Origin of the sequence: Chryseobacterium salipaludis, assembly GCF_022968825.1 — a bacterium.
Taxonomy (GTDB): domain Bacteria; phylum Bacteroidota; class Bacteroidia; order Flavobacteriales; family Weeksellaceae; genus Kaistella; species Kaistella salipaludis.
This window is the reverse complement of record NZ_JALHKS010000002.1, coordinates 467,491-487,320: the sequence shown is the minus strand read 5'-3', so window position 1 is coordinate 487,320 and position 19,830 is coordinate 467,491. Positions and strand designations below refer to the sequence as shown.

Below are 19,830 nucleotides of genomic sequence, written 5' to 3'. Positions count from 1 at the left end.
ATTATAGAGACTGGTTCATCAGGAAGTGAGTCTGCCATCCGGCCGGTTCCGTGCCCATCACTGTTTTATCAAATCCATACGCAAAGTCAAATCCGATAAGTCCGAACGCACCCATGTACACACGCACACCTACACCTGCCGAACGCTTCAGCTGGAAAGGATTATAGGATCCGAAAGACTGATATGCATTCCCGCCTTCAACGAAAGATAAGGCATAAATCTTCGCCGTCTGGTTCATTGAAATAGGATAACGCATTTCCAGCGCAAATCTGTTATAAATCGTAGCTCCTCCGTATGGCGTGATATCCTCCAGCATTCCACCGGTGGAAGATGCGTTTTCATATCCTCTTAACGGTACCAGTTCACGGCCATCATATCGTCCACCGAACATTCCGGTTCCTCCCACGTAGAAACGCTCAAACGGTGGTGCGCCCAGTTCTTTATTATATCCGTTCAGGAAGCCCATTTCGGCAGTACTGCGGAGAACCAGCTTGCCGACCACGGTGTTGTAAACGTCAGCTTTTAATTTTACTTTATAGAATTCCAGCCATTTATACTTATCCATTTGGTCCATGGTGGAATAATCCTTATCGCTGAAGAGTGAATAAGGCGGCGTGAATTTCACTGAAGCTTCCACGTTGGAACCCATGGTCGGGAAGATGGGATCCAGGCCTGCGGAGTTACGGCTTAAACCTACATTAAAGCTAAAGTTTTTCGCAGAACCGTAATATTCGGTCGTGTTCCCAAACTGGAACGGATAGTTTTCGAAATCGTAGCTCTGAAACTGAATCCCGGTGTACAGTGAGAAGTAATCATCCGGCCATCTCAGCAGCCGGTTCAGTCCGGCACTGGCGGAGAAGATATTCAGTTTCTGGGAAAGGCCGAACTGATCGCGGTAACGCACCAATTGCTGGTTAACCCCAACCGACAACGCCGTTGGACGTGTTCCGAATAACCACGGCTCCGTGAAGGAAATCCCGTAATTCTGGAAGAACTGCCCGGCCTGCGCCTGGATTGAAAGCGTTTGCCCGTCTCCTTGCGGAACCGGTTTAAAGTCTTTGAACCTCAGGAAGTTTTTCAGCGAGAAGTTATTGAAAGTAAGGCCCAGCGTTCCGATAAACGAGCCACCACCGTAGCCTGCCTGTAACTGCACCTGTGAGGAACCTTTCTCAACGAGCGTCCAGTGAATGTCCACCGTGTTATCCTGTGGATTCGGGTTTACCTGCTGACCCAACTGTTGCGGATCAAAAAACTGCATCCCGGCCAGATCGAAGTACGTTCGTTTAATATCTGATTTCGCGAAAAGATTGCCCGGTTTCGTACGCAGCGAGCGCAGGATCACGTGGTCATGAGTGGTGGTGTTCCCGCTCCAGGTCACGCGGTTCCAGGTTGCTTTTTCCCCTTCATGAATACGGATTTCCAGGTTGATGGAATCTCCCTGCACGGATTTTTCAATCGGGATCACGTTCGAGAATAAATATCCGCTGTTCATGTACAGAGATTTCAGATCGGAGTCATCATCTTTTCCGCCATCTTCACCCACTTTTTTGTTGAAACCTACTGCGTCATAAATATCGCCGGTTTTGTAGCCTAATCTTTTCTGCAGGAAATCGGTTGGATATGCAGTGTTCCCCAGGAAGGTAATATCACCGATATAGTATTGTTTTCCTTCGCTAAGTTTTACATTAATTTCGTAATTATTCTTCTGATTTCTCCACACGGAATCGGAAACGATTTTCGCATCGCGGAAACCAAGCGAACGGTAGTAATCAATGAGATTATTCTTATCTGCTTCGTATTTTTCAGGAATAAATTTAGACGGTTTCAGGATTCCACCGATACCAAACCTTTTTTGTTTTGTGTCTTTAAATCCTTTCTTGCGCAATTTGCGGTCGGACACACTTTCATTTCCTTCAAATTCAATGTGGCTGATTTTTATCCGCTTGCCTTTATCCACATTGATCACCCAATCCACCATTTCAGGATCGGCAGCATTTACCTTATCTTCAATGGTGATTTTCGCATCAGCATATCCTTTTTTAATATATTCCTGCGGAATATTATGCTTCAGCGTGGAAACAAGATTCTGTGTGATCTTGGTACCCGGCTTCAGGTTATTATCCTTGGCCAGCTTTTCATTTTTAGACTTCCCAATTCCTTTCCCGGTAAATTTCACCTCACCGAGTTCTTTCAGGTCTTCCAGATTGAAACGCAGCACAACCTGATCACCTTCAATGCTCTGAACATAAACTGCCACCTCTGAGAAAGCCTGCTGGTCCCAAAGTTTTTTGATGGCGTTGCTGATTTTCTGACCCGGAATTTCCAGCGGTTCATTTTTGCTAAGTCCGGTGAAACGCAGGATTTGCGCAGGTGAGTATTTTTTTACCCCATCGATGACGATATCTTTCAGGATGTAGGTGCCGTTTCCGCTTTGCATGACAACGGACGTATTTTCCTGAGGCTGTTCGGGCGTTACCTGGCCATAAAAATGCGCCGAGGCCACAAACATAATAATGGGTAAGAATTTAAACTTCATCTTTTATCTTGGTACTATTCTTTTAATATTAATTTAGGATTCCCCGAGCTGTTCGCTGATTTTCCCGAAGCGCCGCTCTTTATTCTGATAGTTATAAATACACTGGAAGAAATCCTCTTTCCCGAAGTCCGGCCACAGAATATCCAGAAACTGGAGTTCGGCATACGCCAGCTGCCACAGCAGGAAATTACTCAGTCGCACTTCGCCACTGGTCCGGATCAGCAAATCCACCGGCGGAAAATCGCGGGTATATAAATGCTCTTCAAAGATTTTTTCCGTAACATCTTCTTCCTGCAGTTCACCACTCTTCAGTTTGGCACCGATTTGTTTTACGGCGCTCAGAATTTCATGCTGTGAGCCATAGCTTAAGGCAAGCACCAGGTTTCCGCGAGTATTGTTTTTGGTAATCTCGACGAGTTGTCCCAGTTGTTCGCGCACCAACGGCGGAAGTTTCTGCATATCACCGATCACGTGCATGCGGAGTCCTTTGCTGAAAATATCTTCAGCTTCCAGCAGCAGAGTTTCGGAGATCAGGCTCATCAGGGTATTCACCTCATCATCGGGCCGGTTCCAGTTTTCGGACGAGAAGGTATATAAGGTAAGGTATGGAATGCCGATTTCATTACAGGCATTGACGGCATTGCGCACAGCCTGAATCGCATGGCGATGCCCGAACGTTCTTTCGCGTCCGCGGGATTTTGCCCACCGCCCGTTTCCATCCATAATAATGGCTACGTGCTGTGGTAAAAGGTCAAGCTGGAGATTTTCTTTGATAGACTGCATTCTATTAATTGCAATAACAAGGTTGGCGGCCAAATGAATAACTAAGTCCCAAGGTAATGGAGTTTACCCAATCTTTGGAATTTGTATTGCCGATTTGCCGCTGTTTCAGGATATCGGCGGTGCGGGCTTCTGCTACCTCGCGATACGGACTTTCCTGGAGGACGGATTTATTTTTTCCGTCCACAGTAATATCTTTATTATAAGAAACCTTCACATTTTTGTCATCGATTACACTGTAGTCAATGGAATCTGAAAAGGTCGGGCGGAACATAAACTCTCCGAAGAGCGCCCAGTTATAATTAAATTTATATTTCAAACCGACACCGAAAGGAACGGCTATTGCCATCTGCTTCCCCGACTGATAACGAATGTTGGTTTCAAAATCATCCGGTGTCAGTGGCGCCTGCGCGACGTTATTCACCCGCCGGAAATCATTTTCCACAATCAGTTGCGGAGTGCTGGCAATCATGGCACCCAGCCCGCCGAAGACATAAGGACTCAGCATGCCGGTCTGCTCATCATTCACCGGAAAGAAATTATATTCAAACAAAGCATCGACTTCCATAATACTGTTGGTTCCCCACAGTTTCCGGTTGCGGCGGTATTCTTCCTTGGCACCACCATCCGCAAATTGGACATGACTATAACCCAAATTAAAGCGAAGTGTTTGGTAAGGGTTAAAATTCATTCGATATAAAACACCTCCGTAAAAGGGAATTCCAAAGTTAGATGTGTCTCCAAAGGGCTTCTGGAAAAGGTAATTTGTTCTGCCTATATCACCCACCAGATTGCTGGCGCCCAATTGTAGCCCAACTTCATGGCGCTGCCCGAAGGTAAACCCGAATAGAAACACGAATAGATAGGTCCAAAATTTATTTTTCTGCATGCAGAACAAAGTATTCTTATGAAATAGTGTGCAAATATAATACAATTTTAATCGAACAACTGTCATAATATAAAGTTAAAAAGACACAATATAATACAACAGAAACGTAAATCTACCGCTGATCTGCATGATTTTACCGTTAAAGAATCACGAGATAATTTATGTGTATTTTGCTGATGACAAGCTGTGTCATTTCAGCAACCTCGGGTTCAGCTGTCCGCGCTGGGCCTGAAGGTAATCGGAATGTGCGCACGACACCAGTTCTGCCGGTGTGGCCGGGTTTTCAAAATACCACAGGTCGCGGAAAGAGTCGCGCAGAAAAGCATAATTGGTGTCGCCAATCATAACCCAATAAGTTTCATACGCCGTTTCCGCCGGATGCGTCACGCGGATATTGTGCCCCTCCAGGAAATGCCAGATCATCTGCGCCAAGAGCTGATGGTGCAGCAGGTTTTCTGAGGCCGCATTATAATTATAGATGCCTATGGCTTTCAGCTGTTGGCTTAACCCTGCTTCTTTCATGTAGGCACAAATTTCACGGCGGTTCAGGCCGTTGACCTGAGGCTTTGTGGAAAAGGCCCCTTCTGTGCTTTCGACCGCGTTGCAATCTACCGTAACGATATCGGCGTGCCGGAAAAACGGCTCCACCCGTTCGGTGCTGCCCATCATGTCTGCCAGCCGCACCACATCACAATCTACCTGTCGCAAAAGTTGAACAGAGTCCGCCGGGTTCAGGTGTTTCTGATAGGCCAGATGATGGTAATGCTTCAGCATTAACGTTTTATCACTTAAAATCCGCGAAAGGAAATTTTTGTCATCCAGTTCTTCGCCTTCGTTTTCCAGGGAAATGGTGCCGGCAATCTGGGTATAGCTCAGGGCCTGCTGCCCACCATTCAACGCCTGAAACAGCGGATAGGCCAACGCAGCACTTCCTCCGATAATTACCGGCAAAGAATGACGTGCGTAGCAAAAAGCGATCAGCTCCGCTAACACATACTGCGTATCCGCCCACGTCCTGCCGGAAATCAGATTCCCAAGGTCCACAATCGGCACCTGAAAATCCAAACCTGATAATTGATACAGCTGTTCGCGCACCGCGCGGTAATCTGCCTTCAGCGCTATACCCTCTTCTGTCCCACGATAATCCGAGCAGAAAATAAGTACGGCCGTGCCGGGTTGCACCTCTTTCAGCAACAGATTCCCCAATTGCCAGTCGGCGACCTTTGGGATAGCAGGCGATTGTAAAATATCAGTAAGATCCATTGGTTTCAGAGTACATTTCGTATTGAAATAACGCTTAAATTATTTCTTTTTCGGCGCCGCTTTTTTCGCGGTTGTTGTTTTTTTTGCTGGTGCTTTTTTAGCAGGTGCTTTTTTGGCTTTGGTTTTAAAAGCGTCTTTATCCTGCGCCGTAATCCATTTCTTTACTTCTTCCAATGAAACATCAGCCAGTTGCTCGGCAGTATATTTTTCATCAGATTTGGTTTTAGGAATTTTAAACATCTTTTTACCAAATTTAATGAAAGGACCCCATCGGCCATTCTCAATGGAAATCTTCTCATCTTCCCACTGCCGGATATAGCGATTCGCTTCTTTTTCGAGCTTTGCTTCGATCAGTTCATTAATATCGCTTTGGGACAGATTATTGAAATCATACTTTTTAGGAACATTAATGAACAGCGACTGATATTTAATAAAAGGTCCGAAACGACCGGTTCCCTTGGTGACAGGTTCACCTTTGAAGGTAGCCACCGGCGCATCCGCAATCTTTTTCTCACGGATAATTTCTTCCGCGCGCTCCTGATCTACAGACAGCGGATCTTCGCCTTTCGCAAGACTGATGAATGTTTCGCCCCATTTCACATACGGCCCAAACCGCCCGACACCCACCGTCACAGTTTTTCCTTCTACTTCCTGCAGGTCAAACGGAATTTTAAACAGTTCCAAAGCTTCTTCCAGCGTAATCGTGGCGATATTCTGGTTGGGCATCAGGCTGGCAAATACAGGTTTCTCTTCGTCGTCCTGCTCACCAATCTGGACCATTGGCCCGAAACGGCCGATACGCGTCAGCACATTTTTACCGGTCTTGGGGTCTTTGCCCAAAATCCGTTCGCCGGTCGCGCGGTCTGCATTCTCTTCCACATCGGCAATCCGCGGATGAAATTCATTATAGAATCCCTGCAGCACCTGCTTCCATTTTTCATCACCGCTGGCAATGTGGTCAAAATCCTGCTCCACTTTAGCCGTGAATCCGTAATCCAGAATTTCCGCAAAGTTTTCGGTCAGGAACTCATTGACCACCTCACCGATATCCGTCGGTACAAATTTATTTTTATCGGCGCCGTACTTCTCCGTCAGCACTTCCTTTTTAAGTTCTTTTTTCTGCAGCACCATTTTCATCACCTCGCGTTCCTGTGCCGTGATCTCGCGCTTATCGACATATTCACGGTTTTGAATCGTCTGGATGGTTGGTGCATAAGTAGACGGGCGCCCGATGCCGAGTTCTTCGAGTTTTTTCACCAGACCGGCTTCCGTGTACCGTGCCGGCGGACGCGAGAATTTCTCGCTGGCGGTTATCTTCCGGTAGTCCAGCTTTTCGCCCACCGTTACTTTCGGCAGCAGTTTTTCGTTGTTATCCTCATCCTCGTCTTCGGTTTTCACCACGCCGTAGGCTTTCAGGAAACCATCGAACACAATAACTTCGCCCTGCGCTTCAAAATGTGGGTTCAGTTTGTTATCACCAATTTCAATAACAGTTTTTTCAATGCGGGCATTTGTCATTTGCGAAGCAAGTGTCCTTTTATATATCAGCTGATATAATTTGTTCAACTGTGCATCGCCGATACTTTTAACACTGAAATCGGTCGGGCGGATGGCCTCGTGCGCTTCCTGTGCAGAGGAAGATTTCGTAGTATATTTTCTGGGATTGCTGTAAGCTTCGCCGAACTCGGAAAGAATCTGGTTTTTCGCACCGTTAATCGCTTCCTGAGAAAGATTTACCGAGTCAGTTCTCATATACGTAATATACCCTTCCTCATACAGCCTTTGGGCTACACGCATGGTGGCCGTTACGCCATATCCCAGGCGATTGCTGGCTTCCTGCTGCATCGTGGAGGTGGTAAATGGAGCCGACGGCGAGCGTGTGCCCGGCCGGGTTTCTACGTTCAGTACCTCAAAGTCCGTACTGCTGCACTGATTCAGGAACTGTTCCGCCTCTGCTTCTTCATTAAAGTCTTTTTTCAGGCGGGCGGCAATCTCCTGTTTCTTATCATTCAGGAAAAGACCATCCAGGCGAAATGAAGATTTAGGCTGAAAATTCCGGATCTCCAGTTCACGTTCCACAACCAGGCGAACCGCCACCGATTGCACCCGACCGGCAGAAAGGCCTGTTTTCACTTTTTTCCACAACACCGGCGACATTTCAAATCCTACAATCCGGTCCAGTACGCGGCGGGCCTGCTGGGCATTCACCAGGTTCTGATCAATGGTCCGCGGATTTTCAATGGCTTTCAGGATGGCATTTTTGGTAATCTCATGAAAAACAATCCGGCGCGTTTTTTCGGTATCTAATTTAAGTTCCTGTGCCAGGTGCCAGGCGATGGCTTCCCCTTCGCGGTCTTCATCGGAAGCAAGCCACACGGTTTCCGCTTTTTTCACCGCAGCCTTCAGTTCTGTAACCAGCTTCTTTTTATCAGGAGACACCTCATAATCAGGCGTAAAAGTCTCCAGGTCAATCCCCATTCCTTTTTTGGGCAGGTCCCGAATATGCCCGAAGCTAGACTTCACTTCGAAGTCTTTGCCCAGATATTTCTGAATGGTTTTGGCCTTGGCCGGTGATTCTACAATGACGAGATTTTTAGGCATCCTGAACTTTTTTGCAAAAGTAGCCGTTTTTTTTTAATGTCCTTAAAGCTGCCTTATTTGCGCTGTTTTTGCTTGTTTAATTTCTGAAAAAACTGAAATCGCCTAACTTTGTCCTCTATTTCGCCGCCGTGAAAAAGCTTTTCCAGAAAGCGTTTAAAAATTATCAGGTTTTCTACCGGTATTTCCGGCAGAAAGGGTTTCGGCGTTTCCTGAAAGAAAACATCCTGGAAAGTGAGGGCAGCAACAGCACAAAGGCGAAATCAGTAGCACTCGGCATTTTTATTTCGCTCTCACCTTTCTGGGGATTTCACAGTTTCCTGGCCATTACGCTGTCCGTTTATTTCAAGACCAATAAACTGCTCACTTTTATGGCTTCGCAGCTTACCCTGCCGCCGCTGATTCCTTTGGTTGTGTTCAGTGCGATGGCGGTAGGTGCTCCGTTTGTGTCCGAAACGCCGGCCGCAGAACCTGACGGTTTCAGCTTTGAATTTATACAGGAAAACGTGCTGCAATATGTAATCGGCAGCATGATCCTGGCCACCGCCGGCGCATTTGTTTTCGGATTGCTGACGTACGGTGTGCTGCAAATCTTCCGCACGGGTTCAGGCAAATAATTCCCACTGCGTCAGTTTCTTATTTAAAAAAATCTGTACATTTGTTTTAACACCAAATGATGATTTATGCTGGCAGGTCTACCGCTTATTATGGAGCGCGATACGTATGGCAGCCTGCTCTATGCAGTGCTGGGCGGTTTGCTGCTGCTGGCAACCTTCCATCTGGCGATGTATTTTCAGAACCGGGACCGGTCTTATCTTCTGTACAGCGGCTATACCTTTTTTTCTTTTCTGGCATACATTCCGGTTACCCAGGACGGCTTTCTGCACGATCTGGCAGATAATCTGAACATAGGTTATATCGAGAAAATTTATTTCACGATTGTTTTCAACTGTATTTACTTTTTCTTCTTTTCGTACTTTCTTAATATTAAAAAATTTAAACCGCGCTGGTATTATATTACTACGGTGCCGGTAGGGGTATTGCTGTCGCTGGCAACCATTGCTTATCTGATTCTGGTCTTCTTCCATGATGATACTTTTTTCCGGTGGTTCCATACGGCGTTCGTCTTCCTGATCACCATTCAAACGGTCATTTCGCTGGTGTTCCTCTTTAAACTGCCCAACAAGCTGAAGTACTACATTATCACCGGCGGGCTGATTCTTTTTTTCTGCTCCATCATTGGTCAGCGCTTTATCCGCGAACTGCCCTTTATTAATATGTCCCGGAAGATGGGAGATTTTATTTATTTTCTGGGATTGTTTATAGAGAACATTGCTTTCTCTTTTGCGTTGGGTCATAAGCAGAGAATTAATTATCACAAGAAAGTACTGGCGAACCGCAGTTTCATTGCCCAACTCCGCAAAAATCAGCTGCTGAATGAAGAAATGAACCGCGAAAATGAAAAAAGGCTGAAACTGGAAAATGAAAAGATCCGCATTGAGCAGGAAATCTCAGAATTAAAACTGACTTTGCTGCAGACTCAGATGAATCCGCACTTTGTTTTCAATGCATTGAACTCCATTAAGTATTATATTCTGGATAATGATCCGGAAGTAGCCGTGGTGTACCTCAATAAATTCTCAAAAATCATTCGTACTATCCTGGTAGCCTCAACGATGAAGGAATTTACACTTCAGCAGGAACTGGATACACTGCAATTATACGTTGACATAGAAAACCTTCGCTTCCGGGAAGAACTGGACTTTCAGATCAGGATAGACCCGAAAATTAATTGTGAAGAAATTAAACTGCCTCCTTTAATTTTACAGCCTTTCGTGGAGAACGCTATTATTCACGGAGTAGCTACGGTGGATGACAAAAAGATTGTTCTGAAAATCGAACAGAAAGGAGCCTGGCTGCACATCTGCATTACCGATAACGGAATCGGCCGCAAAGAAGCCTCCAAAAGCAAAACCGGCCGTCGCTCCCTGGGCGTGGAAATCGTGGAAGGAATGCTCCGAAATTACTTCGGCGCGCACCGGTATGAAATACGCTACACAGATCTGCAAAGTCCGCATCAGGCGGCAGGAACAGAGGTATCCCTGCGTTTCCCGGCACCTTGATATTCCACCAAAATTCCTTATATTCGCAGCCTTAATAAACGGACAAAACCCCGTTGAAGGCATTGATAATGAATAAGTTTACAGAATACAAAAATCTCGATCTGGTAGGACTGGCCGAAAACATCAGCCAATTCTGGAAAGAGGACCAAACTTTTAATAAATCTGTTGAACACCGCCGCGGCCAGCCGGAATATGTTTTTTATGAAGGTCCGCCGTCTGCGAACGGCATGCCGGGCATTCACCACGTAATGGCACGTGCCCTGAAGGATATTTTCTGCCGCTATCAAACTCAGAACGGCAAGCAGGTATTTCGTAAAGCCGGCTGGGACACCCACGGTTTGCCGATCGAGCTTGGTGTGGAAAAAGAACTGGGCATTACCAAAGAAGATATCGGGAAAAAAATTTCTGTAGAAGAATATAATCAGGCCTGCCGTAATGCGGTGATGCGCTATACGGATGTGTGGAACGACCTGACCGAAAAAATCGGCTACTGGGTGGACCTGAAGGATCCCTACGTTACCTACGAACCCAAGTACATGGAAACGGTTTGGTGGCTGCTGAAACAGTTGTACGATAAGGAACTTTTATATAAAGGCTACACCATTCAGCCGTATTCACCGGCGGCCGGAACCGGACTTTCTTCCCACGAGCTGAATCAGCCGGGCACTTACCGCGATGTTTCGGATACCACGGTTATTGCCCAGTTTAAGGTAAAGACACTTTCTGAGAAACTGAGCGAAGTCCTCGCCGGAAATAAAATTTCCACGGATGATGTGGCGGGCGACTCCTGTGGTGGCGCTTTGCACTGGGAAGAATTTGATCGGGCCAACGCGGAGGCAAACCTCAACAATCTGTACATCCTCGCCTGGACGACCACGCCCTGGACACTGCCCAGCAACACAGCATTAGCAGTAGGAAAGGAGATAGCGTATGTTTTAATTAAAACCTTTAACCAGTATACATTCGAGCCGGTTTCTATTATCCTGGCAAAAGCACTTGTGCAGAAAACGCTCGGTAAAAAATATAAGGAAGGAAACACAGAAGACCTGAACAGTTATACTTCCGAAGCGAAACAAATTCCGTTTGTGATTACAGCAGCGTTCAAAGGCAGCGATCTAGTCGGTACCCGCTATGAGCAACTTCTGCCATGGTTCCAGCCGATGAACGATGCCGACAAAGCTTTCCGCGTAATTGCCGGTGATTTCGTGACCACGGAGGACGGAACCGGGATTGTGCATATTGCACCTACCTTTGGGGCAGATGATGCGCGTGTTGCCCGCGAAAGCGGAATCCCACCAATGCTGATAGAAGACGCGCAGGGAAATGCCGTGCCACTGGTGGACCTGCAAGGGCGTTTTGTTTCGGGCGGAAATACGCCGGAGCCATTTGCCGGAAAGTATATTAAGAACGAGTATTATGCAGCTGAAGAAGCGCCCGAGAAATCCTGGGACGTGGAACTGGCAATCCTGCTGAAGACGGAAAACAAAGCCTTTAAAGTAGAAAAATACGTACACAGTTATCCGCATTGCTGGCGTACCGATAAACCGGTGCTGTACTATCCGCTGGATTCCTGGTTCGTGAAAATGACCGCTGTGAAAGACCGGCTGGTGGCCCTGAATGAAACCATCAACTGGAAACCCAAATCCACCGGTGAGGGCCGTTTCGCCAACTGGCTGGAAAATGTGAATGACTGGAACCTGTCCCGCTCGCGCTATTGGGGAATCCCGTTGCCGATCTGGCGTTCTGAAGATTTAAAAGAAGAAAAAATCATTGGTTCTGCAGAAGAACTGTATAACGAAACCGAGAAAGCAGTCGCCGCCGGACTCATGACTCAAAATCCTTTTGCCGGTTTTGAACCCGGAAATATGTCGGCAGAAAACTATGCGAAAATTGACCTGCATAAAAACATTGTAGATGAAATTGTTTTGGTTTCAGACTCCGGAAAACCGATGCGCCGTGAACCGGACTTAATTGACGTCTGGTTTGATTCCGGCTCCATGCCCTACGCGCAATTGCATTATCCGTTTGAAAACAAGGAGCTTATCGACGAGCGCAAGGCTTTCCCGGCAGATTTCATTGCAGAAGGCGTGGACCAGACCCGCGGCTGGTTTTATACTTTGCATGCCATCGGAACGGCGGTATTTGATTCTGTAGCCTATAAAAACGTAATGTCCAACGGACTTGTACTGGATAAAAACGGCCAGAAAATGAGTAAACGCCTGGGCAATGCCGTTGATCCTTTTGAAACATTGCAGAAGTACGGCCCAGATGCGACGCGCTGGTATATGATTGCCAACGCCAATCCGTGGGAAAACCTGCGTTTTGACCTGGAAGGAATTGATGAAGTGCGCCGCAAATTTTTTGGCACTTTATATAATACCTATTCATTCTTTGCGCTTTATGCCAATGTGGACGGCTTTACCTATGCGGAAAAAGAAGTAGAAAACCGACCGGAAATCGACCGCTGGATTTTGTCGGAGCTCAATCTTTTGGTGAAAGAAGTGACGGTGTTTTATGAAGATTATGAACCGACCAAAGTAGCCCGTGCCATCAGTCATTTTGTGAATGACAATCTGAGCAACTGGTACGTGCGCCTGTGCCGCCGCCGTTTCTGGAAAGGCGAGTATACGGAGGATAAAATCTCAGCGTACCAGACTTTATATACCTGCCTGGAAACAGTGGCCAAAATTTCGGCACCGATCGCACCGTTCTTTATGGATCAGCTGTACCGCGACCTGAATACGGTCACTCAAAAAGAGCAGGCCGGCTCTGTACACCTTACCGATTTCCCGAAAGTTGATGAAAAACTGATTGACCAGGACCTGGTGGAAAAAACACATCTGGCGCAACAAATTACGTCGATGGTATTTTCTTTAAGAAAAAAGGAAAACATCAAAGTACGCCAGCCTTTGCAGAAAGTGATGATTCCGGTATTGGATACTAAAACGCAGGAGCAGATTTCTGCGGTGGCCGATCTGGTGAAGCAGGAAGTGAATGTGAAAGAAGTGGAACTCATCAATGCGGAAGAAGCTGCAGATCTGATCGTTAAGCAAATTAAACCCAATTTTAAAACACTGGGTACACGTCTTGGAAAGGATATGAAAAAGGTGGCCGGTGCCATTACCGCTTTCAGTACTGCGGATATTGCTTCGCTGGAAAAGAACGGCCGGGCAACCGTGGAAGGTTACGACATTTCTCTGGGCGATGTGGAGATTATGACAAAAGACATCCCGGGCTGGACCGTAACTTCCGAAGGCAAGCTCACTGTGGCATTAGATTTGAAGATGACCGAAGAATTAAAAGCGGAGGGAATTGCAAGGGAATTCATCAACCGGATTCAGAACCTGCGCAAAGACAGCGGCCTGGAACTTACGGATAAAATCAGGATTCAGATTCCGGCCGAAAGCCCTTTTGAGAATGAAATTTTAAACAATCGGGCCTACATCTCAAGCGAGGTATTGTCGGATGAGATAGAAGTCGTACATTCACTTGCAAACGGAACCGAGATTGAGATCGATGATCAGCCGTTCCGCGTACACATTGAGAAGACCAACACATAACATAACCCTGATGCCGGAGGCCTGCTTCCGGCACCATTTAAAAAAATAAACACTATGACCGAAGACAGACAACGGTACAGCGATGCCGACTTACAGGAGTTCCGGGAAATTATCCAGGGAAAAATAGATAAAGCAGAACGCGATCTGATGCTGATCCGCGAGAGTTTCATTAACGACCAGAATAACGGGACAGATGACACCTCTCCTACCTTCAAAGCATTTGAAGAAGGCGCAGAAACCCTGAGCAAAGAGCAGAACGCCATTCTGGCCGGGCGCCAGGAGAAATTTGTGCGTGACCTGAAAAATGCGCTGATCCGCATTGAAAATAAGACCTACGGTGTTTGCCGCGTTACCGGTAAGCTGATTCCCAAAGAGCGACTGCTGGCGGTGCCACACGCCACCCTCAGCATTGAGGCTAAAAACATGCAGCGATAAAAAACATTTTATCTTTTATTTCTAATCATATCAGGGTTTATGATGCCTGCCATTTTCGCAGTGCATGGTAAACCCATTTTTATTTATATCCTGATGGAATCCTTAGTTGTACACCCTAAAAACCAAATGGAACTGAATGCCCTGAAAGCAACGCTGAAAGAAATGGGCATCCGGTTCGAAAAGTTCCACACCCGCGGTTCAGCCCGTCCGCAGCAGGACAGCAGACCTGCGCCCAAAACCAACCGCAAACCCAAGACAGGTGATTCATGAAAAAAATCGCCTTTGTTTCGCTTCTGATTTTACTGATTGATCAGGTTTCCAAGTTCTATATTAAAACTCATTTTCAGCTGGGTGAAAGCGTTACCGTTGTGCCTGGCTTTCATTTAACCTTTGTAGAAAATCCGGGCATGGCCTATGGCTTTCATTTCGGTGGTTTGCTGGGCAAGTATATCCTGGTGATCATCCGCCTGTTTCTGATTGGCGGAATGGTGTATCTTTTCAACAAATGGCTGAAAGAAGGCGTTAGCAACTATTTGCTGATTCCCATGTCGATGATCTTTGCCGGAGCGATCGGCAACCTGATCGACGGTATGTTTTACGGGCTTATTTTCGACAGCGGAACCGTGTATGATGAAACCATCGGGCGGTGGATTGAATACGGCGGCGTTTCTAAAGTAGTGCCGTTCGGTGAAGGATATTCTCATTTCATGAAAGGCTGCGTGGTCGATATGCTGCACTTCCCGCTGGTTGACTGGGACGTGCCAGCCAGCGTTCCCCTGATTGGAGGCAAGCACATCGAGTTTTTCAAATACATCTTTAATGTAGCCGACTCTGCCATCACCGTGGGCGCCTTGCTGCTCTTCATCTTTAGAAAGAAAGCCTTACCCAACGGCCTGGACTTTTAGCCGTGACAAAATTTATAATCAAAATACCCGCACCAAATAGGGCGCGGGTATTCTTTGTAAAACTATTCTATTCCTAGTCGCTAATCTATGTTATTAATGAGAGCGTCTTGCTGCTCCTTTGAATGTTTCGTATTTTTGCCCTTATACTTATATCTATACTATGTCCAGAATTCTCACCGGTATTCAGGCGACCGGCACGCCGCATCTTGGCAATTTGCTGGGAGCGATTATTCCCGCTATTGAACTTTCGCAGCAGGCGCAAAATGAATCATTCCTGTTTATCGCAAATATGCATTCGCTCACGCAGATTAAAAATGCGGAGGAACTAAAGCAGAATACCTACGAGATTGCCGCCGCCTGGCTGGCCTGCGGACTGGACCCTGAAAAAACATACTTCTATCGCCAGAGTGATATCGCAGAAGTATGTGAACTCTCCTGGTACCTGTCCTGCTTCTTTCCGTATCAGCGACTAACCCTGGCACATTCTTTTAAAGATAAAGCAGACCGTCTTGGCGATGTGAACGCCGGACTCTTCACCTACCCTGTTCTGATGGCGGCCGACATTCTTCTGTACGATGCCGAAATAGTTCCGGTCGGCAAGGACCAGTTGCAACACCTGGAAATGGCCCGCGATATGGGAGCCCGCTTTAATAATCAGATGGGAGAAGTCTTCGTATTGCCACAGGCAGAACTTCAGGAAGATACTAAATACGTTCCCGGCACGGATGGCCATAAAATGTCTAAATCGCGCGGAAATATCATCAATATTTTCCTGCCCGAAAAGCAACTCAAGAAACAGGTCATGAGTATTGAAACCGACTCCCGAACGCTGGAAGAACCGAAAGATCCTGCAACGGATAAGGTGTTTGCTATTTATGAACTCATCGCAACACCGGAACAAACGGAAGAATTACGTGCGAAATATCTTGCCGGAAACTTTGGTTACGGACATGCCAAAACAGAGCTGCTGAATCTGCTGCTCACCCGTTTTGCAAAAGAGAGGGAAGTCTTTCAGTATTATATGAACAACCTGCCGGAACTGGAAGAAAAACTGCAGCAAGGCGCAGCTAAGACGCGTAAGATTGCGGCGCAAACCTTAAGCCGTGCCCGCACCGCGTTAGGAATGTAAAAAATGAAACCTCCGATTTTCCGGAGGTTTTGTTTTCTGTTATATAAGGTTTTTAAGCTCCTCCAGTTTTCGGATCACCTGCACACCATCGGCTGTATACCCATCATCGAACACGTCAAAGTAAATAACTTTCAGGCCGAAGGCTTTGCCGCCCTCCACATCGGCCACCCAGTCATCGCCTATCATCATGGAGTTCTGAGCTTCCGCAGCTGCTTTTTTTAAGGCATATTCATAAATCTCCGGCTGAGGCTTGCGTACATCGATTTCGTCTGCACTGGTGATGGTTTTAAAGTAATTTTTTATGCCGGATAATTCACATTTTCTGGCAGTCACCTCCTGGAAACCGTTGGAAAGAATATGCAACTGATAGCCTTTATCATGCAGGTATTCCAAAACTTCAAAAGCACCGGGCACCAGGTCATTATAATTTAGTATTTCATCCAGAAAGCCGGACTCAAACCGCTGAGCCAGTTCCATGTTATCAATTCCGAAAAAGAGGAAAGTGTCATAAAACCGGTGCTTGCGGAGATACTCCTTGTCGATCTCGCCATCGCGAATCTGCTCCCAGAGGCGTTCATTGATGGTATAATATTCCCGGTGAAATTCATCAAACGAAATCTGGTATTTATCCCGGATTTCCTCACGATAGAAAATGTTTTTAAGGGTGGAAAAAGCGTTACCGCGGTGGTCCCAGAGGGTATTGTCTAAATCAAAAAAAATGTGCTGAATTTTCATACAGCACAAAAATACGATAAATCGGTTAGTTCTTGCTGACCGTCTTCTGCACGCTGCTGTTCTTCAGCACCTCGATGGATTTTGAAAAACTGAGCAGGAAATCGACCGTTGATTTTCTTGGTTTCACAAGCGGAACGTTTAAAGTGTCATTTTTTTTCATTGGCTAAAAAGTTTCACTAAAAACGTACCGAAAGTATGTTTTATTATCTGGTGAGCGTAATTTGGTGCTCTTCCATGATTTTTCGCAGATTTATCAGGGCATACCGCACGCGGCCGAGGGTAGTATTAATACTGGTATTCGTCTGTTCCGCAATTTCTTTAAATGATAAGGCATCGAAAAAGCGGAGTTTTACCACCTCCTGCTGGTTCGCCGGCAAATATTGGAGCATACGCAGCAAATCTTCATTAATCTGGCGGCTGACGAGTTGCTCTTCTATATTTTCTTCATTGATGGAGATCAGGTCGAATATGGAAAACTCTTCGTTTTCATACGTGGTTTCCGAAACCTTGTTGTGTTTTGCTTTCAGGCGATAATGATCAATAATCAGGTTGTGCGCGATGCGTTTTGCCCAAAGTATAAACTTGCCTTCTTCCCGATAGCGCCCTTCTTTGAGTGTAACAATAATCTTCATGAAGGTATCCTGGAAGACATCATTCGCCAGGGAGTCATCCATTAATTTATAGAAGATGTATGAAAAAATTTCTTTTTGGTGTCGGTCTATCAGTGTTGCGAGTACCTGCTCGTTTCCTGCCGTAAATTGTTTGATCAGCCAGCTGTCTGTCTTTGTATCCATAACTCAGTTTATAAAAATGAACCACAAAAATCACCCTGCCATCAGAGTTTTTGTTTTCCTTTAATAAAAATCAGTAGAGTTTTAGATCTATAGGTGACATTTTAGTGAGTGGCTAAAATAGTAAAAAAGTTAATACTCTGTTAAAAAAAAGATAATATTTTCCAAAATTTATCAATCAAACAGCTCATACAGCATCACCACAGGTAAATTGAGGGTGAAGTTCATATTCAGTCCTTCCAGTTTTTTACCCTTAAGACCTTTTTCATCCAGTGAGAAACCATAGCCACCAGTCAGGTCTATCAATCCAAATAAAGAAACCCCGGCTTTCGGGGCTACATATTTCGTAGTAGCTTCTGCACCTACGAGCCAGTATACCGAATGATATAAATCCACATTCCGCTGAAAATTGAATAAAATATCACCCTGCACCTTCGGCATCACCGCAAATTCGCCGTTCACACTTCCCATTAATGCCGCGGCGCCCACGCGGTACACCACATCATCCGTTTTCAGCATCAATAAACGACCACCAATCTCGCCGAAGCTCTGATTCTGGTAAGCGTACCCGACATGGACTGCTTTGTGCACCGTCAGTTGCGCATTGGTCATTTGGGCAGAAAATATAATTACAAAAGCAAATAACAGCTTCTTCATAATAATGATGTTTATAAAGATTCAAAGTTAAAATAAAAACTGCTTCACCATTTCCGGTAAAGCAGTGATTTCCAAATATTTTTAAAAATTAAATTCCTTCCGGATATCTTCTACCCTGTCCAGCTTCTCCCAGGTGAAGAACTCCAGGTTATCGATGGTTTTCAGTTCACCGTTTGCTTTTTTAAAGGTACGGCTCGCCGTGAACGGCGTTCTTCCCATGTGTCCGTAGGTAGCCGTATCCCGGTAAATCGGATTGCGCAGCTTCAGGTTTTGCTCGATAGCAAACGGACGAAGATCGAACAACTTCGAAATCTTCGTCGCAATAGCGCCGTCGGACATATTTACTTTGGAAGTTCCGTAGGTATTGATATACAGGCCACAAGGCTCAGCAACACCGATAGCATAAGACACCTGCACCAGCACTTCATCCGCAATACCGGCTGCTACCATATTCTTGGCAATATGGCGCACCGCATAGGCAGCACTTCGGTCTACCTTGGACGGATCTTTTCCAGAGAAAGCACCACCGCCGTGGGCACCTTTCCCACCATACGTATCCACGATAATTTTTCGGCCCGTCAGACCGGAATCACCGTGTGGCCCACCGATTACAAATTTTCCGGTCGGGTTGATATGATAGGTTATCTGATCATTGAACAGTTCCTGAATATCACGCGGTTGCTTCGCCTTCACGCGCGGAATGACCATTCCAATCATGTCCTTGCGGATTTTTGCCAGCATCGCCTCTTCGCTGCCGAAATCATCATGCTGCGTGGAAATTACAATGGAATCAATGCGCACCGGCTTATGATCATCGGAATATTCGATGGTTACCTGCGACTTCGAATCCGGACGCAGATAGGTAATATCACTGTTTTCCCGGCGAATGGCAGAAAGCTCTTTTAGAATGGCATGTGCCAGATCCAGTGCCAGCGGCATATAATTCTCTGTTTCATTCGTGGCGTAACCGAACATCATTCCCTGGTCACCGGCTCCCTGCAGATTGGCGCGGGTTTCGAAATCATCGGATTCAGAAACGCGGTCTACGCCCTGATTGATATCCGGAGACTGCTCGTGAATGGCAGAAATCACGCCGCAGGAATTGCCGCTGAACATGTATTCGCCCTTGGTATAGCCAATTTCATTGATGACGGTGCGGGCAATGTCCTGCACATCCAGATATGCCTGAGATTTCACTTCGCCGGCCAGCACAACCTGTCCGGTAGTCACAAGCGTTTCGCAGGCCACTTTGGAATTCGGGTCGAAAGCCAGAAAGTTATCGATTAAGGCATCAGAGATCTGATCAGCTACTTTATCCGGATGTCCCTCGGAAACCGATTCAGAGGTAAATAAATAAGACATAATTCTTTTGTTTGTTTAGATAAAAACAACAGAAGAAAAAAGGCGCTGACTGCAAAGGAAACTAAAA

The 19,830-nt window shown here is 46.2% G+C and carries 17 protein-coding genes; 7 read left to right on the top strand and 10 right to left on the bottom strand.

What is annotated here, in order from left to right; translation table 11 throughout:
• Position 1 precedes the first annotated feature (1 nt).
• From MVI27_RS05005 to topA, 5 genes are all read right to left on the bottom strand, one after another.
• Positions 2-2,536: a BamA/OMP85 family outer membrane protein gene (locus MVI27_RS05005; protein ID WP_246959622.1), complete on the bottom strand. Its 2,535-nt coding sequence runs from the start codon at positions 2,534-2,536 to the stop codon at positions 2-4.
• A 33-nt stretch (positions 2,537-2,569) separates the two neighbouring features.
• Entirely contained in the window at positions 2,570-3,319 is a 750-nt protein-coding gene (gene uppS, locus MVI27_RS05000; protein ID WP_246959620.1) for a polyprenyl diphosphate synthase, read from the bottom strand.
• 4 nt (positions 3,320-3,323) lie between these two features.
• Positions 3,324-4,205, bottom strand: coding sequence for a type IX secretion system protein PorG (gene porG / locus MVI27_RS04995; RefSeq protein WP_246959618.1), 882 nt, complete (start codon positions 4,203-4,205; stop codon positions 3,324-3,326).
• 189 nt (positions 4,206-4,394) lie between these two features.
• Positions 4,395-5,468, bottom strand: coding sequence for an arginase family protein (locus tag MVI27_RS04990; protein WP_246959616.1), 1,074 nt, complete (start codon positions 5,466-5,468; stop codon positions 4,395-4,397).
• Positions 5,469-5,507: 39 nt separating this feature from the next.
• Positions 5,508-8,069 carry a type I DNA topoisomerase gene (topA, locus tag MVI27_RS04985; RefSeq protein ID WP_246959615.1) on the bottom strand — a complete coding sequence of 854 codons (2,562 nt, stop codon included), beginning with the start codon at positions 8,067-8,069 and terminating at the stop codon, positions 5,508-5,510.
• Positions 8,070-8,197: 128 nt separating this feature from the next.
• On the opposite strand from topA, the gene MVI27_RS04980 reads away from it, so the two are divergent.
• From MVI27_RS04980 to trpS, 7 genes are all read left to right on the top strand, one after another.
• Positions 8,198-8,683, top strand: a complete 486-nt coding sequence (locus MVI27_RS04980) for a DUF2062 domain-containing protein (protein WP_246959613.1) — start codon at positions 8,198-8,200, stop codon at positions 8,681-8,683.
• Positions 8,684-8,749: 66 nt separating this feature from the next.
• Positions 8,750-10,189: a sensor histidine kinase gene (locus MVI27_RS04975; protein WP_246959611.1), complete on the top strand. Its 1,440-nt coding sequence runs from the start codon at positions 8,750-8,752 to the stop codon at positions 10,187-10,189.
• Between the two features lie 68 nt (positions 10,190-10,257).
• On the top strand, positions 10,258-13,749 hold the full coding sequence (gene ileS, locus MVI27_RS04970) for an isoleucine--tRNA ligase (protein ID WP_246959609.1): 3,492 nt from the start codon (positions 10,258-10,260) through the stop codon (positions 13,747-13,749).
• Positions 13,750-13,803: 54 nt separating this feature from the next.
• Positions 13,804-14,184: a TraR/DksA family transcriptional regulator gene (locus MVI27_RS04965; RefSeq protein ID WP_246959607.1), complete on the top strand. Its 381-nt coding sequence runs from the start codon at positions 13,804-13,806 to the stop codon at positions 14,182-14,184.
• A 39-nt stretch (positions 14,185-14,223) separates the two neighbouring features.
• The gene (locus MVI27_RS04960) at positions 14,224-14,454 is read left to right on the top strand and encodes a DUF2683 family protein (RefSeq protein WP_246959605.1); all 231 of its coding nucleotides are present in this window, start codon (positions 14,224-14,226) and stop codon (positions 14,452-14,454) included.
• The gene (locus MVI27_RS04955) at positions 14,451-15,089 is read left to right on the top strand and encodes a lipoprotein signal peptidase (protein ID WP_246959603.1); all 639 of its coding nucleotides are present in this window, start codon (positions 14,451-14,453) and stop codon (positions 15,087-15,089) included. The genes MVI27_RS04960 and MVI27_RS04955 overlap by 4 nt, the downstream gene beginning before the upstream one ends.
• 160 nt (positions 15,090-15,249) lie before the next feature.
• Positions 15,250-16,218 carry a tryptophan--tRNA ligase gene (gene trpS, locus MVI27_RS04950; RefSeq protein ID WP_246959601.1) on the top strand — a complete coding sequence of 323 codons (969 nt, stop codon included), beginning with the start codon at positions 15,250-15,252 and terminating at the stop codon, positions 16,216-16,218.
• A gap of 39 nt (positions 16,219-16,257) precedes the next feature.
• Here trpS and MVI27_RS04945 read toward each other — a convergent pair whose 3' ends face one another.
• The 5 genes from MVI27_RS04945 to metK form a co-directional block, all read right to left on the bottom strand.
• The gene (locus MVI27_RS04945) at positions 16,258-16,953 is read right to left on the bottom strand and encodes a YjjG family noncanonical pyrimidine nucleotidase (protein ID WP_246959599.1); all 696 of its coding nucleotides are present in this window, start codon (positions 16,951-16,953) and stop codon (positions 16,258-16,260) included.
• Between the two features lie 25 nt (positions 16,954-16,978).
• Positions 16,979-17,113 carry a hypothetical protein gene (locus MVI27_RS11845; protein ID WP_266213171.1) on the bottom strand — a complete coding sequence of 45 codons (135 nt, stop codon included), beginning with the start codon at positions 17,111-17,113 and terminating at the stop codon, positions 16,979-16,981.
• 43 nt (positions 17,114-17,156) lie between these two features.
• Complete coding sequence (locus MVI27_RS04940; protein ID WP_246959598.1) at positions 17,157-17,747, bottom strand: RNA polymerase sigma factor; 591 nt, start codon at positions 17,745-17,747, stop codon at positions 17,157-17,159.
• 171 nt (positions 17,748-17,918) lie between these two features.
• Complete coding sequence (locus tag MVI27_RS04935; protein WP_246959596.1) at positions 17,919-18,401, bottom strand: hypothetical protein; 483 nt, start codon at positions 18,399-18,401, stop codon at positions 17,919-17,921.
• Between the two features lie 81 nt (positions 18,402-18,482).
• Positions 18,483-19,763, bottom strand: a complete 1,281-nt coding sequence (metK, locus tag MVI27_RS04930) for a methionine adenosyltransferase (protein WP_246959595.1) — start codon at positions 19,761-19,763, stop codon at positions 18,483-18,485.
• Positions 19,764-19,830 lie beyond the last annotated feature (67 nt).

What these genes read in the sequence shown, in the direction of transcription:
- MVI27_RS04965 (WP_246959607.1), top strand. Translation starts at nt 13,804, where the DNA reads ATGACCGAAGACAGACAACGGTACAGCGATGCCGACTTACAGGAGTTC.
- MVI27_RS04960 (WP_246959605.1), top strand. Translation starts at nt 14,224, where the DNA reads ATGATGCCTGCCATTTTCGCAGTGCATGGTAAACCCATTTTTATTTAT.
- MVI27_RS04940 (WP_246959598.1), bottom strand. Translation starts at nt 17,747, where the DNA reads ATGGATACAAAGACAGACAGCTGGCTGATCAAACAATTTACGGCAGGA.
- ileS (WP_246959609.1), top strand. Translation starts at nt 10,258, where the DNA reads ATGAATAAGTTTACAGAATACAAAAATCTCGATCTGGTAGGACTGGCC.
- uppS (WP_246959620.1), bottom strand. Translation starts at nt 3,319, where the DNA reads ATGCAGTCTATCAAAGAAAATCTCCAGCTTGACCTTTTACCACAGCAC.
- MVI27_RS04990 (WP_246959616.1), bottom strand. Translation starts at nt 5,468, where the DNA reads ATGGATCTTACTGATATTTTACAATCGCCTGCTATCCCAAAGGTCGCC.
- MVI27_RS04945 (WP_246959599.1), bottom strand. Translation starts at nt 16,953, where the DNA reads ATGAAAATTCAGCACATTTTTTTTGATTTAGACAATACCCTCTGGGAC.
- MVI27_RS05005 (WP_246959622.1), bottom strand. Translation starts at nt 2,536, where the DNA reads ATGAAGTTTAAATTCTTACCCATTATTATGTTTGTGGCCTCGGCGCAT.
- topA (WP_246959615.1), bottom strand. Translation starts at nt 8,069, where the DNA reads ATGCCTAAAAATCTCGTCATTGTAGAATCACCGGCCAAGGCCAAAACC.
- MVI27_RS04975 (WP_246959611.1), top strand. Translation starts at nt 8,750, where the DNA reads ATGCTGGCAGGTCTACCGCTTATTATGGAGCGCGATACGTATGGCAGC.
- MVI27_RS04955 (WP_246959603.1), top strand. Translation starts at nt 14,451, where the DNA reads ATGAAAAAAATCGCCTTTGTTTCGCTTCTGATTTTACTGATTGATCAG.
- porG (WP_246959618.1), bottom strand. Translation starts at nt 4,205, where the DNA reads ATGCAGAAAAATAAATTTTGGACCTATCTATTCGTGTTTCTATTCGGG.
- MVI27_RS04935 (WP_246959596.1), bottom strand. Translation starts at nt 18,401, where the DNA reads ATGAAGAAGCTGTTATTTGCTTTTGTAATTATATTTTCTGCCCAAATG.
- MVI27_RS11845 (WP_266213171.1), bottom strand. Translation starts at nt 17,113, where the DNA reads ATGAAAAAAAATGACACTTTAAACGTTCCGCTTGTGAAACCAAGAAAA.
- trpS (WP_246959601.1), top strand. Translation starts at nt 15,250, where the DNA reads ATGTCCAGAATTCTCACCGGTATTCAGGCGACCGGCACGCCGCATCTT.
- metK (WP_246959595.1), bottom strand. Translation starts at nt 19,763, where the DNA reads ATGTCTTATTTATTTACCTCTGAATCGGTTTCCGAGGGACATCCGGAT.